The organism is Aeromonas salmonicida (assembly GCF_028355655.1).
Classification (GTDB): Bacteria; Pseudomonadota; Gammaproteobacteria; order Enterobacterales; family Aeromonadaceae; genus Aeromonas; species Aeromonas salmonicida.
Genome location: NZ_CP110645.1, coordinates 3,446,204 through 3,461,675, shown reverse-complemented (window position 1 = coordinate 3,461,675; position 15,472 = coordinate 3,446,204). Strand labels below are relative to the sequence as shown.

Genomic DNA, 15,472 nt, shown 5'->3' with positions numbered 1-15,472 from the left:
CATGAGTTCAGAGATGAACCCCTATATGGCAGCAGGCGGTAGCGTGGTTGCCTACGCGCCCGCCTCCAGCGCCAACCTGAGCGTGGGATTCGATGTACTGGGGGCGGCGCTCGCCCCCGTGGATGGATCTCTGCTCGGCGATCGAGTGCAGGTGAAAGCGGCTGACGTAGCGTTTGCCCTCTCTTCCGTGGGCCGTTATGCCCACAAGTTGCCGGACGATCCGAAAAAGAACATCCTCTACGACTGCTGGGTGGCCTATGGCGAGGCGCTGGAGAAGCGTGGTCTTACCATGCAGCCGCTCGAAATGGTGCTGGAGAAGAACCTGCCGGTGGGCTCGGGTCTGGGTTCCAGCGCCTGTAGCGTGGTGGCCGCGCTGGAGGGGCTCAACGCCTTCCACGGAGAGCCGCTTAATGAGCACGACATGCTGCTGCTGATGGGGGAGATGGAAGGGCGCATCTCCGGCTCGGTGCACTACGACAACGTGGCTCCCTGTTATCTGGGCGGCATGCAGCTGGTGCTGGAAGAGCACGGCGTCATCAGTCAGGGCATTCCGGTGTTCGAGCAGTGGTACTGGGTGGTCTGCTACCCGGGCACAGTGGTCTCCACCGCCGCCGCCCGCGCCATCCTGCCCGCCCAATATCGCCGTCAGGATTGCCTCACCTACGGTCGTCGCTTGGCTGCCTTTGTTCATGCCAGCTACACAGGGCAGGAGGGATTGGCCGCGAGCGTGCTGAAAGATGTGATTGCCGAGCCCTACCGCGCGGCGCTCATTGAAGGCTTTAACGAGGTGCGGGCCCAGGCGGCCCAGAACGGGGCGCTGGCCACCGGCATCTCCGGCTCGGGCCCCAGCGTCTTCGTAGTGATGAAGGATCTGGCCCAGGCCGAGCGGATGAAGGATTGGATGGACGCACATTTTGTGCAGAACGAAGATGGATTTGCCCGGGTCTGCAAACTGGACATGGCCGGGGCACGGGTAACAGGAAGCGAGCTATGAATCTTTACAATATCAAGGACAAGAGTGAACAGGTGAGCTTCGCGCAGGCGGTGCGTCAGGGGCTGGGTCGCGATCAGGGGCTCTTCTTCCCCGAAACTATCGCGCCCCTGGCCGATGTGGATGCCCTGCTGGATCTGCCGCTGGCCGAACGCTCTGCCCGCATCATCAGCCACCTGCTGGGGGATGAAGTGCCCGCTGCCAAGGTGAGCGAACTGATCAACGCCGCCTTCACCTTCCCGGCGCCGCTGGTCAAATTGAAAGATGGCACTTATGCCCTTGAGCTGTTCCACGGCCCGACCCTGGCATTCAAGGATTTTGGCGGCCGCTTTATGGCCCAGTGCCTCGCCGCGTTCAGAACAAATGACAAGATCACCATATTGACCGCCACCTCCGGCGACACCGGCGCCGCCGTGGCCCACGCCTTCTACGGGCTGGAAGGGATCGAGGTGGTCATTCTCTACCCCAAGGGCAAGATCAGCCCGCTGCAGGAGAAACTCTTCTGCACCCTGGGCGGCAATATCCGCACCATCGCCATCGATGGCGACTTCGATGCCTGTCAGGCGCTGGTGAAAGATGCCTTCGACGACGCGGCGCTGAAAAAGGCGATTGGCCTCAACTCCGCCAACTCCATCAATATCAGCCGTCTGCTGGCGCAGGTTTGCTACTACTTCGAAGCAGTGGCTCAGTTGCCCAAAGCCGACCGCGCCAAAGCGGTCATCAGCGTGCCGTCCGGCAACTTTGGCAACCTGACCGCGGGGCTGATTGCCAAGGCGCTGGGGCTGCCGGTGAAGCGCTTTATCGCCGCCACCAATGCCAACGATACAGTGCCGCGCTACCTCAAAACCGGTCAGTGGGAGCCGCACCAGACAGTGGCAACTCTATCGAATGCCATGGACGTCAGTCGCCCCAACAACTGGCCTAGAGTAGAGGAGCTTTGCCGCCGCGAAGGCTGGGCGCTGGAGACCTTGGGCTCTGGCATGCGCAGCGATGCCGAAACCCGCGATGCCCTTAAACGCCTGCACCAGCTCGATTACCTGTGCGAGCCTCACGGCGCCATTGCCTGGGATCTGCTGGGAGAACAGCTGGCCGAGGACGAAGTTGGGGTCTTCCTCTGCACCGCCCATCCCGCCAAGTTCAAGGAGTCGGTGGACGAGATCCTGAGTCTTGATGTGCCGCTGCCCGGCCCGCTGGCTAAGCACGCCGAACTGCCGCTCTTGTCCCACAACCTGCCAGCGGAGTTTGCTCGCCTAAGGGCCTTCCTGCTCGGTTAAGTTGACTGCCAATCCCCCGACTTCGGGGGATTTTTCTATCTGTTGTTTTCTATCCGTGACAGGGCGGGCAAGCCGCCCCATATAAGGAGTTAAGATGAGTCAGCACCCCCTTCGTACCCTCATCGAGACCTGCGACGCCACCATCTCCCGGCGCGATTTCGACGCCCTTATGGCCTTCTACGCCGAGGACGCCGCCCTGGTGGTCAAGCCCGGCATGGTGGTGCGTGGCATCCCCGCCATCCGCCGCGCCTTCGGGGCCATCTCGGACTATTTTCAGGGCCGGCTCGAGGTCACCCAGGGCGCCATGGAGGTCATCGAGGGAGCCGATAACGCCCTAGTGATCATGGAGACCCGACTGCGCTATCCCGATGGGCAAGGCGGCCATATCGACGAGAACCGCCGCGCCACCTATGTGTTTCGCAAGGATCCTTGTGGGGAGTGGCGCTGCACGATAGATAACTCTTATGGGACGACATTGCTGGAGGTGTAGGTGCCTACCGCCTGCGTCTGAGCTATCAGTTACCGCTCGACCGGCTGTCGGCGGGGTGGCCCTGGTTATAAATCAGCACCACAGAGCTGGCCTCGATACAACTCCCCCGAATGGTGGACCATCACAACCTGCTGATGCACTCCCCTTGTCAGAGGTCACGGCTGTCACAGTCATTTATAGTGTCCACGGACTCCTTTTTTATGGCTGACCTCTGTAAGGGGACAATTCATCATTGTTTGCCTTGGTAGCGTCTCAATCCTGTAGACGGGTGGGATGAAGTGAGAGTCTGTACTGAGTGGGGAAAGTTGAGCATGGAAGGGAGAATCATTCATTCACTTCTGAATTTACCTATTCTGTATTTATTTAGTTCGCTAGTGTGTTCAATTCTATCTAAAACATTGTTAACTTTTTTAGCAAGGTCTTGGCTACTTCCTGAAAGTAACTTGAAAACGTTGATGTTGCCCGTAAGTTCTTCTCCACTAAAATTCATAAAGAGGGTATAAATCTCGTCTTCTGTGAGCTTTGCTAAAATTGCAGATTCATTTGAATTGTATGAGTTTGCTCCGCGTCTTAATTCCAAGATATCATGAACGGTTTGTTCTGGCTTTATATCTAAATATTTAGCGCGTAATGTCTCTTTAAATTTATCATCATTAATTGTAAATGTAAAAATACTATCTACATTAAAATACTCTACATTTTCATTTTTTGCTTTAATAAAAAAATCTATCAATTCATCTGCTTCTTTTTCTTTTCCAAGAATGCGTAGCAGTTTTAAACCCGAACTGAATTGAGAAGCTGAAGCACTTTCGGAAATATCTTTCATACCATCAATAAATGCTTCTGCTATTTCATCTTCATTATTGTTAAACGAACCATGAAAAAGTTTCCAAGCATAGTCCCACTTCGCATTCTTTTTATTGATATCTAGTTCTTTTTGCTTTGCATCGCAAAGAGGTATTAGAGTCCGAGTATCAAGAAAGCCTTGTTCAATGCCACGAGCAACAGCTAGATCTATTTCATCTGTAAATAGATAGTTGTATGTATTTAAATTTCGATTCCAGAGAGTAGTTTTTTCTTTAGTCCAGCCTTTGCCTTCATCTTGTTTTCTAACACCTAAACGCTTAACAAATCTGAATTCTGGGATGTTTTCTTCATCTGAACCGTGGCAGTAGTAACACCAACTAAGAACAACCGTGGTGTGAATGACCTGCTTTTTAATTTCGGCACCAAATTCTTTTACTAACATTATGAACTCTGTAACGCTCTCTACAATTTTAGTTATGACTCTCTTATTTTTAATGTTTAAACCAATGCAACAATCACGGACATAATCTCTAAACTCGAAATCATCTGCATACATTATGTCAAAGCATTCATCTGCTGTTGGTTCAAAGTGAAGCTCTTTGTCTACTATTTTTTCCTTGTACTTTCGGTAATCTTCGAAAGTTTTATCTCCAGCCTCCTCATTGAGGAGCAATATGACTTTGCAATCCTTCTCCTCTTTAAAATAAGAAACCATTCCCATGAAGTCTTTAATTGTGATCCCCTTGCTATGACGCTCTAAGTCATCAAAGCATATAATCGTCTTTGTCATTGCAAGCTGAGAAATAGACCCAAGAACATCGCCAACACTCACACCAGAGATCTTGATAGCCTGCATTGCGTCTACAAATGATTTACTACGAGATTTTAAATTTAGTGGTTGTCCAATTTTGTGGGTATCGATTGAGTTTAAGAGAACTAATTTTTTAATGTCATCAATCGAATCAACCCCAAATAAAGAAACATATGAGTAATGTTTTAAAGCGCATTGATTTTTAAACTCTTCAATGTATTGCTTCCAACTATAGGTCTTACCAACACCCCATTCTCCTTTAATCGCTAGAACTTCAGGTTTATCCATAGATAGAAATCGTTTAATTTGTTCTTTGATAAGTTCTGTAGACATCTAGCAACGATCCTTATTAACAAAATTTATATCGTATGTTGGGCTTAACTTCGTTCAGTGCCAACCTACGCCCAAAGCACCCTGAGAATGGCGGACAAACTCCACGCTACCGCCCCTGGATTACAGCTTCCAAAATGCTCCATTGACCAACGGGGCGGGGCCTCGGATGGTTCTATAGGTACCGATAGCCATCATAGTCTTGCCCTTTACCGATAAACCAGTCAGAAAGTGATGCAAACATCTGGAAAGTATGCGTTTTTTGCGCCAGCTCACTTCTTTGTGAATGGGGATCATATGGATTTCGGCTAACCACAGGAATCTACAGAGTTGGGACGTAGTGACTGAGTGTCAATGGGTGCGATTGACGGTCTGAATAAGCCGATTAGGCGGGGCAAATGGAATTTGCATGGTGGTGGTCACTTTGGTGCCTATCCGGCGGGGGGACTATAGTGCAATCGGAAGGGGGAGGCGGGTGAGCCTTGTTCCCTCGGTGCCAGAACCACAATCAAATCAATGATGAGGGCTTGTCAGATGAAATCCATTGCCATCCTGATGACGATGTTTTTGTTCGGTATGGGGGTCGCCCACAGCGCCACCCCGGCGGCGCAGCAAGAGTGTGAGGCGCAGGCCGCGGCCAAGAAGCTGAACGGCGCTGCCAAGACCAGCTTTATCGGCAAGTGCGTCAAGGATGCCTCGGCCAACGGTAAGGCAGCCCAGTGCGAAAAGGCGGCCGCCGACAAGAAACTGGCTGGCGCGGCCAAAAACAGCTTTATCCAGAAGTGCGTAAAAACCGACGCGGCCACCGACAAGGCCGCCCAGTGCGAGAAAGCGGCCGCTGACAAGAAGCTGGCGGGTGCGGCCAAGAACAGCTTTGTCCAGAAGTGCGTCAAATCGGCATAAGCCGACAGGTTGACAGTGCATGCTAGCGGGGGCCATCAGGCCCCCGTGCTTTTTAGGGGGACGGATGGCGCGGGGCACCAGGCTTGTATCGGGGGTGCAATAGCGACACTATTGACTCCTTTTATGGGTTCCGCAGAGGCGCAGCCATGACCTGTCGTTACCGGACGAGGCGTTGGCGAGCCGCATTTTTGCGGGATTACGCGGGATAAAAGGGAGCAGAGCAGGATGATGGAAGGTACGGCGTGGCGCTGGCTCAATGAACCGGCCGAGTGGCACCAGACAGACGACGGTTTGCAGGTGGTGACAGACCAGCAGACCGATTTTTGGCGCAGCACCTGGTATGGCTTCGAGCGCCACAGCGGGCATCTCTATGGCTGCGAGGTGGCGGGGGAGTTTACCTTTCAGGTCTGTGTCGAGGGGGAGTTCACCACCCTCTACGATCAGGCGGGGCTGATGCTGCTGCAAGACGGCGCGCACTGGCTCAAGGCGGGGATCGAGTACAACGATGCCCAGCCGATGATCGGCAGCGTGCTGACCAATCCACGCTCGGACTGGGCCACCGGTATTTTCACCGGCAATCCGCGCCGCTTCTGGCTGCGGCTGACCCGGCTGGCCGATTGCCTGCGCCTGCAATACTCCACCGATGGCAAGGTGTGGCCGCTGCTGCGCCTCGCGCCGTTCCCGCCAAGCGAGCGCTGCTTTATCGGGGTGATGTGCTGCACCCCGGAGCGGCAGGGGCTGGCGGTGCGCTTCTCTGACTTGCGCCTCACGCCGCCTCTGGGCAAGGCGCTGCATGACCTGAGCTAGGCCAGCGTTTGTTGGCGCAGTGAAAGCGTCAACCGGCAGAACCAACAATGTCATTGACCCGTTGCGCCAGTGGCAGGGTCTATCGAGCGGGAGGGCAGTCGCCCTCCCGCTTTTTTATGCCAGTTGTCCGGCGCGTCAGGAATTGCGGGTGACTGTGATGGGCAAGCCGTAGCAAGCAACGTCGAAAAGCATGCGGCACGCAACGCAGCAGACAACAAGTTGCCGGAACTGGGATCTCGATCGGGGCAACAGGACTTTTGTCCTGCAAGGGGAGGCCGGGCGGGGGCTAGGATGCGCTCATCCACACGAGTCAAACTGGAGCACAACAACAATGACCGCTCATATCAATGCCAACCCAGGCGATTTCGCCGAGACCGTCATCATGCCGGGGGATCCGCTGCGGGCCCGCTATATCGCCGAGACCTTTCTGACCGATGCGCGCGAGGTGACCAATGTGCGTAACATGCTGGGCTACACCGGCTACTACAACGGTCAGCGCATCTCTGTGATGGGCCACGGCATGGGGATCCCCTCCATGGTGCTCTACGCCCACGAGCTGGTGAACGACTTCGGGGTCAAGCGCATCATCCGCATCGGCAGTCTGGGGGCGACCCAGCGTCACGTGCAGATGCGTGATGTGATCCTGGCGCAGGCGGCAGGCACAGATTCCCCCACCAATGCCAAGCGCAGCGCCGGTTACCAGATGGCTACCTCGGCCGACTTCGCCCTGCTGCACAAGGCGTTTACCAAGGCGCAGGAGAAGGCCATTCCGGTCAAGGTGGGCAATATCTTCACTGGTGACCTCTATTACGATCCGGACGAAAACCTCATTCCTGCGCTGGAGAAGTTCGGCGTGCTCGGCATCGACATGGAGGTGGCCGGTCTCTACGGGCTTGCCCATCAGCAGGGGATCGAGGCGCTCGCCATCCTGACCGTCTCCGACCACTGCCTGACCGGTGAAGAGACTACCGCAGAGGAGCGGCAACTCTCCTTCAACCAGATGATCGAGCTGGCGCTGCACACAGCGCTGTAAGCGCCGCGGCCCCGACCAACCCTGCACGCACCCTGACCCCTATGAGAGATCCAATATGAACAATAAGCTCTCCCTCACTGCCATCAGCTTCCTGGCCAACTTCGTGATGGCCGGTTTTGCGACCCAGTTCGGCATGCTGATCGAACCCATCGCCGCCAAGTTTGGCGCCGACGTCAATCAGGTGGCCTCCATCTTCTCCCTGCTTAACGGCGGGGCGCTGGCGGGCACTATCGCGGCCTTCTTCCTCATCGAGAAGGTGGGTCTCAAGCGGATGACGCTGCTCTGCTATGGCCTGATCGCGCTGGCGGCGGCATCGCTCCATCTGACCGGCTCGCTCTATGTGGTGATGGCGGCCATGACGGTGATTGGTCTGTGTGGCGGGGTGGGGCTCTGCATTGCGGGAACCCTGGTGGTGAGCGTCTGGAAGGAGCGGATGCAGAGCACCATGCTGGTGGTGCAGGATGCCACCTTCAACGTGGCCGGGGTGGTTTTCCCGCTCATCACCACTTACACCCTGACCCACGCCATGGCGTGGAGCTGGAGCTATCTGGCGGTGGGCGTGGTGGCGCTGGCCACCATGCTGGTGGCTGTGCTGACGAACTTCAGGGCCTGCGAGGCGGGCGGCGAGAGCGCCGGTAACGAGCACTCGGAGTGGAACCTTGGCATCATCAGCGGCGGCTTGGGGCTCTTTCTCGCCATGCTGGCGCTCTACACCTTCCTCACCTGGGCGCCCATGTTCGTGAAGAACAAGTTCGGCATCCCCTTCGAGGAGGCGGGCAACATCATTACCCAGTACTGGACGGCTGCCCTGCTCGGCGCCCTGGTCTCGACCGCCATAGTCACCCGCATTCCGATCCGCACCTTTCTCTTGGTGATCATCGCCCTGGCGATGGGGATGACGACCTTGATCGTTACCACCGACAACCTGAGCCAGCTGCCTTACCTCACCTATGGTTACGGCTTTGTCTGCGCCGCGCTCTACAACGCCTTTATCGCCTACGGGGTGTCGTTTGTGCGCCAGGCATCGAGCAAGAACGTCTCCTATATCCTTATCAGTGGCAGCGCGGGGGCCATGTTCAGCCCGGCCATCAGCGCCCTGCTGGAGCAGGTGATCGGCTTGCAGGCGGTGATGTACGCCATCCCGATGATCTACGGCCTGATCCTCGCCATGCTGGTGGCCTCGCTGCGCATCGCCCGGCCCCAACCCTGTCTGGCCTGAGTGGGAGAGTGAATAACAAGAGGGGCGGTATCGACCGCCCTTTTTTATTTTGTGTTGGGCTGGGTGGTTATGGCTGTTCGAGAAACCCCTTGAGCCCCGCCAGATCTCGGATCTGCAACCCTTGCTCGCCGCGTTCCACCAATCCCTTGTCCATCAGCTCCTTTACCGCCCGTCGGTAGACGCGGTCAGTTGTACCGAAACGCTCCGCTTCCTGATACCCCTTGCTGAAACCGCTCACCGGATTGTCATGACAGTGGCTGTGATAGAGATCGAGAGCGATGTTGTAGCTGATGGGGTAGAGCATGCGGCAGGTGAAGATATCCACTGTGTCCTGATAGTCGATGGCAATGGCCGTGGCAAAGAAGAGCGCCACCTTGGGGTGGGCGACCAGCGCCTGCTCAAGCCGTTCGCCGTCGATGCGAGCTACTTCGAGGGGCTCCTCGGCCATGATGTCGAGCTGGCAGCGATAGCCGGTGAAGAACTCCATCTCGCCAAACAGCTGGTTGTCGCACTCCAGGGTGCCGAGCTGAAAGCGGCGGCCGTTCATGGCGGTGTGGCCCATGGCAATGCGGCCGCTCGGCACCAGCACCAGATCCCGCAACGGCTCCCCCTGACGCATCAGGGGCTCTCCCTCGGAAATAAGGCGCCGCTCCGTGATGCAGGATTCAACCACCTGTTTGATCAGATCGTGGCTGGCCTGCCAGTGGGGCTGAAAGCGGCCCTTGAGAAGGGGTTTGAGTTGCATGAAGTGCGCGCGCCTGCTGAAAACAAGCAGCTATTACAGCACGTTAGCCAGGCCCGATTCCAGCGCTGCCAAACAGACCCGGCCCCTGCTCAACGAGATAAGCCTATTCACTGCTGTTGTCGACGACGACTCTGGCGCGTCCCGCCTCCTTGGCCTGGTAGAGCTGGCGATCTGCGGCCTCAAGCAACTGCTGTGGCGAACTTGCCAGAGTGGGTATGCGGGTGACGACGCCAAGGGAGATGGTGACCACCTTGGCTACGTCCGAGGCGAGGTGCTCGATGGCCAGCTCGCGCACGGCGGCGCACATGCTTTCGGCGATATGGACTGCACTGGTCAAGGGGGTGTTGGGCAGTATGCAGGCAAACTCCTCGCCGCCGTAGCGAGCCACCAGATCGTGTGGTCTGCCCACCCGTTCGGCCAGTACTGATGCGATAGCTTGCAGACATTGATCTCCGGCCTGATGGCCATAGTGGTCGTTGTAGCGTTTGAAATAATCGACATCGAGCATGATGAGGGAGAGTGGCGTGCGGTCACGACAACCCTGGCGCCACAGCAGCGCTAGACCATCATCGAACCGGCGCCGGTTTGGTATACCGGTGAGGCCGTCCAGCATGGCGAGATTGCGTAGCAAGTCCCCCTGCATTTTCAGGGTCAGGTGGGCCTTGACTCTGGCCCTGACGATGTTGGGGCTGATGGGCTTGCTGATGAAATCAACTGCACCGAGTGCCAGACCATACTCCTCATCGGTCTCTTCCTGCTGGGCCGTGATGAAAATAATGGGAATGCTCTGGGTATCGGGATCCTCCTTGAGTCGCAGGCAGACTTCGTGACCGTTCAGACCTGCCATGATGACATCCAGCAGTATGAGGTCTGGCATCAGGTTGTGACAAAGCGCGATGGCCTGTTCCCCGCTGGTTGCCATGAAGACGTCGCACTCCTCGCGAAAGAGTTGGTGCAGTAACCGTATGTTGATCGCCTGATCATCAACAATCAGCAACTTGGGGCGGCGGGTGATGGGCAGGTTCCAGGGCATCAGTGCGGGCTCCGTGGCTGAAGATTCAACAGTGTGTGCCCTAGGGTGAGGGCGGCGGTGAAGTCCAGATTGTCGATCAGGGTGGCGAATTGACTGAATGTGGTGCCCAGATGCGGTGGCGTCTTGCGCCCGAGCGCGTCAGCCAACTCGACAGCCTCCAGATTGCCACTCTCCAGCAAGCCCATGATCTCCTGCATGGCAGCCTGCCACTCGGCGAGTGGCAGGGCATCAGCCTGTGTCTGGAGGGGGCGCATCAGCGGGGAGGTGAAGGTCCGATTCAGCCGTTCGGTGCTGAGCCAGGCGGTCTCTTGCAACTGAATGAACCAGCTTTCGTCGTTCAAGATCTGCCTGGCCTGCTGCTCGTCTGCGTGCAGCAGGGTTTGCTCCCGTTCTCTGGCCTGGGCAGCCAGTCTGCTGGCCCCCATGGTACTGGCGCTGCCCTTGATGGCATGCAGTGTGGCGCAAACCTCTTTGACTTGTCCGGTCGTAATGGCCTGGTTCAAGGCGACCAGCTGTTCCGCCAGGTCCGGACCGAACAGGCTCAGGATCCGGTGCAGCAATTCGATATCGTCATCGAAGCGCTGGCGTATGATGGACTCGGCCTCTAACAGGGCCTCACCCGTATCGGGTGTCTCTACCAAGGTCGGGGCCTGTGTGGCGGTCGCTACCCTGCCGGTTTGTACCAGCAAGGTCGAGACCAGCGGTTCCAGGGCGATGGGTTTACCCACGTGTTCATTCATGCCGGCGGCCAGGCAGAGTTGGCGATCCGTTTCCGATACATTGGCGGTCATGGCGATGATGGGCAGATTGGCAAACTGTGGATGGGCACGGATCTGACGTGTCGCTTCCAGTCCGTCGATATCCGGCATTTGCATATCGATCAGCACGGCGTCAAAAGCAGGTTTTTGCTGCAATACCATGGTCACGCCATCCCGCCCGCACTCGGCAAGTTGTACCCGGGCACCCTCGCAGCCAAGCAGCTCGAAGGCAACCTGGCGATTGAGAATATTGTCTTCCACCACCAGCAAGTGAAGGCCGCTCAGCCGCCGGGTATGCTGCATTGGCCCGCTTGGGGTGGTGTCGCGCCCATGGATCGCCTGATAAATGGTGTCTGCCAGCTGTTTTGGCGTCACCGGTTTGGTCAGCAGGCTGGTGAAGGGGGTAGCACCTGACTGGTGAGACTCGGTAAGTATCTCGTGGCCATAGGCGGTGATCATGATGATCTTGGGCGCAGGATGCAACGCTGCCTGCTGTTGGATCCGTGCGGCGGCGCTCAGTCCATCCATGTCCGGCATGCGCCAATCCATCAGGACAATGTCAAAGGGATGTCCCTGATCGTGAGCCTCGCTGACCCGCCGTATCGCATCTTCACCGGAGTGAACACACTCTGCCTGCCACCCCAATAACGACAGAGTGCGTTGCAGCAGCTCTGTTGCCATCTCACTGTCATCGGCAACCAGGATCTTCAACGAGGGGTCCAGACCGTGGCAGGTCTCTTTGATTGACTGGGATTCGGCCTGTGTCAGTGTGATGTCAAACCAGAAGTGACTGCCCCGCCCCGGCTCGCTTTCGACCCGCAGCTCCCCCCCCATCAGGGTGATGAGGCGCTTGCAGATAACCAGCCCCAGTCCGGATCCGCCAAAACGGCGGCTGGTAGATGTCTCGGCCTGGGTGAAGCTTTCAAAGATGCGTTCCAGCTGGTGGGGGCTGATCCCGATGCCACTGTCGGTCACTGCCATGCGCAGGGTCACAGCCTGCTCATGATGGGCCAGCAGCGCTACTTTGATGATCACATGCCCCTTGAGGGTGAACTTGAGGGCATTGCCCGCCAGGTTGGTCAGGACCTGTTGCAACCGCATGCTGTCACCAATGAGGTGATTGGGCAGGCGGGGGTCGATATCAAACATGACGTCGATCTGCTTCTGACTTTGGTTGCCATCCAACACTATGGCCAGATCACGCATCAGGCTTTCGATGTCAAAGGCATGCAAATCGAGCTGCAACTTGCTGGCCTCGATCTTCGAGTAGTCGAGAATGTCGTTAAGTAGGCCCAGCAGGGATTTGGCTGCCGAGTGTGCCTTGACCACATAATCAAGTTGGCGAGAGGTCAGGTCTGTGTATTGGATCAGTTGCAACATACCCAGCACGGCATTGAGCGGAGTGCGTATCTCATGGCTCATGTTGGCCAGGAAAGAAGACTTGGTCTGACTGGCCGCATCGGCCTGCTCCTTGGCATAGAGCAGGCGTGACTCCAGCTCGGTCTGGGCCGTAATATCTCGGTTGAAACCTATGACGCGAAGGACCTTGCCCGTGCTGTCTCTCTCCACCTTTGCGCCAGCTTGTATCACACGCTGTTCACCACTGGATAATGTTACCCTGAACACGGGGTCATAAACCCCGGTCCCGGCCACGGCCCGTTGCAGGCTGTCGGTAGTGGCCGCCACATCGTCCGGATGTACCCGGCTCGCCCAGTGCTGATAATCGAGCCCCTCATTTCTGAGTGCCAACGGCAGGTCATAGATCTCGAACATGCGGTCGCTCCAGATCAGGGCGTTGGTCTCAAGATCCCAGGACCAGATCCCCAGTTCGGCCACTTCTGCAGCCATTTGCAACTGATCACGGGTCGACAGGATCTCCTTGCGTTGTGCCAACTGCTGGGTCATGTCGGTGATGATGCAGACGAACATGGTGGAACCCGCAGCTTGCATCATCCCAATTGACATTTGCAGGGGGAACTCGGAACCATCATGCCGCAGACCAATAAACTCCTTGCTCATGATGCTGGCCAGATTGATCTGAGTGAATGAATGAAAAAATGGGACATCTGTCTCGGCGTTATCCGTTGCTTTCAACAAGTCTTCAATCCGCTTGCCCTGGGCTTCTTGTGACTGATAGCCGAAGGTGCTCTGTCCGGCTGGGTTGAGGGACTGAATGATGCCCTCTTGATCTATGGTCATGATGGGGTTGACCGCCGTATCCAGGATGGCTCTAGTGATTTCAAGGCTCTCTGCCAGCTTTTTCTCGGCCGCCTTGCTCTGGGTTATATCCAGCCCTATGCCCAGATAGCCACGGCTTTCGCCCTGTGCATCGCGGATGGCCGTGATCACCAGGGTTACGGGGAAACGTGTGCCATTCTTGCGCACATAGGTCCACTCCCGGCTCTCGGCCCCATCCCGCTCAGGTTTATAGATGAACACCTGGAAGCCGCCGATTTGCTGGCCATATTCACTGCTCAGTTCGGTACCGCGTGCCATCACCTCATCACGAACGTGAAAAATGCCCGGTGTCTGCGTACCGACGACCTCGTCGGCACGGTAGCCAAGGAGTCTTTCTGCCCCTTCATTGAATAGTGTGATAGTGCCCTCAAGGTCGGTCGCTATGATGGAGATGGCAGAGGCTGAACGCAGCACATTACTCAATAACACATTGATCTTGCTCAGTTCTGCCGTACGCTCCGCGACCTGATTTTCCAGATTGGCATTGAGCACCAGTATTTGCTCCTCTGCCTTCTTCTGCGCCGTGATGTCCCTGATAGTTTCCGAGATACCGACTATCTTGCCCCGGTTGTCATAAATGGGGGAGATGGAGATGGACAGCTCCAGCATGTGTCCGTCTTTGTGCTGACGGCGGGTGTGGAAGCTGGGGATCTTTTGCCCCTGCCCAACGCTTGCCAGAAGGGCTTTCTCGTTGGCGTCATCATCACTGGTACCGAACAGTTCAGCACTGCTGTGCTCTAGGGCCTCCTCGGCCGAGTAACCAAACAGATCTTCTGCTCCCTTGTTCCAGCTCACCAGGATGCCATTCAGTGTCTTGGCGATGATGCCATCGCTGGCGCTGGCAACAATGGCTGCCAACGTGGCCTGGTTTTCAATGACCCTGAGACGCTGTTGCTGACCAATAGCCCGCATGCGGAAGACCAGCATGGTCAGCAGGGTGATGATGCCGCCGGTGAACAATATGATTAACGGTGAGGTTTGCTGAAGTCGGGTCAGATAGAGGGGGTGAGCCTTGAGGGAAATCAGCCAGAGGCGGCCATAAATGTTCCGCTCGGTGGTGTGTGTCATGACGATATGATGAGGATTGTTGGACTCATGGGTGAGGGCGCTGGTGTAGAAGGGCTTTGCCTGTTGCGTTGCAGTGATATCACTGAGGCTGATGTGAAAGGTGTCGCTTTCCAGATGCAAGGCGCCCAGCACCTCCTCTGTCAGTAGAGGGGCGTAACTCCAGCCAAACCCTGCTTTTTCCCGCTCATTGCTGGTGGCGGGTGTGGTCACGGTGCGATAGATAGGCATCATGATCAGAAAGGACTGCAATGGCTTGCCCGTGGCTTGAATCAAGGTAATAGGGGCGGTCAGTCTGACTTCACCACTGCGAATGGCAGAGAGTGCGGCCTCGCGACGTGACGTTTCGGAGGCAATATCCAGTCCGATTGCCGCCTGATTACGGGATTCCGGCTCTATGTATTGGATGATGAAATGCTCACCGTGATAGGCCGACAGCTGTTGAATGGTGAAACCTGGCCGCCCATCCTTCTGGACGTAGTTGATGAAGTTATCGAGGCCGGCATTGCTGACCCGTCTGATAAACCCGAAGCCGCGAGCGCCGGGAAACTCTTTGTTCACGTCTCGGGTCAGGCTATAGCGAACGAAGTCCTGATGACTGAAGTCATGTTCGCCAGCGGTTAAAATCGCACCACGTACACCCCTCAGCCCATATTGATAAAGCTCTATCCGGGTCTTTATGGTGTCAGCGATGTCTTCCGTGGTAGCGGCGATGGCCACCTGAGCCTGCTTGTCATTGTTGTATTGGAGGAGAATTGCGCCAAGCAGGGAGAGTAGAAGGCCGAGGCATAAGATCAGGATCGCACTCCTGTTCAGGATAAAAAAGGGGTGGTGATTGCTCACGTGGAAGCCTCCCTGCTTCACTGGAACGCACCAGACATGTGCGCTCGGCCTTGTCAGCCAGAGTAACGTTAACTCATTGGAAGTAAAACTTAATATCCAGCATTTAGAGACAAGGGTGCGGAGAG

11 protein-coding genes are annotated in these 15,472 nt (G+C 56.3%); 7 read left to right on the top strand and 4 right to left on the bottom strand.

Annotated elements, in window-relative coordinates:
- Position 1 precedes the first annotated feature (1 nt).
- From thrB to ONZ54_RS16090, 3 genes are all read left to right on the top strand, one after another.
- Complete coding sequence (gene thrB, locus ONZ54_RS16100) at positions 2–994, top strand: homoserine kinase (RefSeq protein WP_271786659.1); 993 nt, start codon at positions 2–4, stop codon at positions 992–994.
- The gene (thrC, locus tag ONZ54_RS16095) at positions 991–2,265 is read left to right on the top strand and encodes a threonine synthase (RefSeq protein WP_271786658.1); all 1,275 of its coding nucleotides are present in this window, start codon (positions 991–993) and stop codon (positions 2,263–2,265) included. Before thrB ends, thrC begins: the two co-directional genes overlap by 4 nt.
- Before the next feature lie 94 nt (positions 2,266–2,359).
- A complete protein-coding gene (locus ONZ54_RS16090; RefSeq protein ID WP_271786657.1) occupies positions 2,360–2,755 on the top strand; it encodes a YybH family protein in 396 nt (131 codons plus the stop codon).
- A gap of 328 nt (positions 2,756–3,083) precedes the next feature.
- Here ONZ54_RS16090 and ONZ54_RS16085 read toward each other — a convergent pair whose 3' ends face one another.
- On the bottom strand, positions 3,084–4,706 hold the full coding sequence (locus ONZ54_RS16085) for a P-loop NTPase family protein (protein ID WP_271786656.1): 1,623 nt from the start codon (positions 4,704–4,706) through the stop codon (positions 3,084–3,086).
- A gap of 531 nt (positions 4,707–5,237) precedes the next feature.
- Here ONZ54_RS16085 and ONZ54_RS16080 point away from each other — a divergent pair.
- The 4 genes from ONZ54_RS16080 (at position 5,238) to tsgA (ending at position 8,665) form a co-directional block, all read left to right on the top strand.
- Entirely contained in the window at positions 5,238–5,606 is a 369-nt protein-coding gene (locus ONZ54_RS16080; protein ID WP_416995592.1) for a hypothetical protein, read from the top strand.
- Positions 5,607–5,831: 225 nt separating this feature from the next.
- On the top strand, positions 5,832–6,413 hold the full coding sequence (locus ONZ54_RS16075) for a DUF1349 domain-containing protein (protein ID WP_271786655.1): 582 nt from the start codon (positions 5,832–5,834) through the stop codon (positions 6,411–6,413).
- A 331-nt stretch (positions 6,414–6,744) separates the two neighbouring features.
- Positions 6,745–7,446: a purine-nucleoside phosphorylase gene (gene deoD / locus ONZ54_RS16070; protein WP_005303072.1), complete on the top strand. Its 702-nt coding sequence runs from the start codon at positions 6,745–6,747 to the stop codon at positions 7,444–7,446.
- A gap of 55 nt (positions 7,447–7,501) precedes the next feature.
- The gene (tsgA, locus tag ONZ54_RS16065; RefSeq protein ID WP_271786654.1) at positions 7,502–8,665 is read left to right on the top strand and encodes an MFS transporter TsgA; all 1,164 of its coding nucleotides are present in this window, start codon (positions 7,502–7,504) and stop codon (positions 8,663–8,665) included.
- Between the two features lie 67 nt (positions 8,666–8,732).
- Here tsgA and ONZ54_RS16060 read toward each other — a convergent pair whose 3' ends face one another.
- From ONZ54_RS16060 to ONZ54_RS16050, 3 genes are all read right to left on the bottom strand, one after another.
- Entirely contained in the window at positions 8,733–9,410 is a 678-nt protein-coding gene (locus ONZ54_RS16060; protein WP_005312475.1) for a Crp/Fnr family transcriptional regulator, read from the bottom strand.
- A gap of 103 nt (positions 9,411–9,513) precedes the next feature.
- A complete protein-coding gene (locus ONZ54_RS16055; RefSeq protein ID WP_334312738.1) occupies positions 9,514–10,446 on the bottom strand; it encodes a diguanylate cyclase in 933 nt (310 codons plus the stop codon).
- Positions 10,443–15,347 carry a PAS domain S-box protein gene (locus ONZ54_RS16050; protein WP_416995591.1) on the bottom strand — a complete coding sequence of 1,635 codons (4,905 nt, stop codon included), beginning with the start codon at positions 15,345–15,347 and terminating at the stop codon, positions 10,443–10,445. Before ONZ54_RS16050 ends, ONZ54_RS16055 begins: the two co-directional genes overlap by 4 nt.
- Between the last annotated feature and the right edge of the window lie 125 nt (positions 15,348–15,472).

Bases quoted from the DNA above. Each gene is read 5' to 3' on its own strand.
- thrB (WP_271786659.1), top strand. From the start codon at position 2: ATGAGTTCAGAGATGAACCCCTATATGGCAGCAGGCGGTAGCGTGGTT.
- thrC (WP_271786658.1), top strand. From the start codon at position 991: ATGAATCTTTACAATATCAAGGACAAGAGTGAACAGGTGAGCTTCGCG.
- ONZ54_RS16090 (WP_271786657.1), top strand. From the start codon at position 2,360: ATGAGTCAGCACCCCCTTCGTACCCTCATCGAGACCTGCGACGCCACC.
- ONZ54_RS16085 (WP_271786656.1), bottom strand. From the start codon at position 4,706: ATGTCTACAGAACTTATCAAAGAACAAATTAAACGATTTCTATCTATG.
- ONZ54_RS16080 (WP_416995592.1), top strand. From the start codon at position 5,238: ATGAAATCCATTGCCATCCTGATGACGATGTTTTTGTTCGGTATGGGG.
- ONZ54_RS16075 (WP_271786655.1), top strand. From the start codon at position 5,832: ATGATGGAAGGTACGGCGTGGCGCTGGCTCAATGAACCGGCCGAGTGG.
- deoD (WP_005303072.1), top strand. From the start codon at position 6,745: ATGACCGCTCATATCAATGCCAACCCAGGCGATTTCGCCGAGACCGTC.
- tsgA (WP_271786654.1), top strand. From the start codon at position 7,502: ATGAACAATAAGCTCTCCCTCACTGCCATCAGCTTCCTGGCCAACTTC.
- ONZ54_RS16060 (WP_005312475.1), bottom strand. From the start codon at position 9,410: ATGCAACTCAAACCCCTTCTCAAGGGCCGCTTTCAGCCCCACTGGCAG.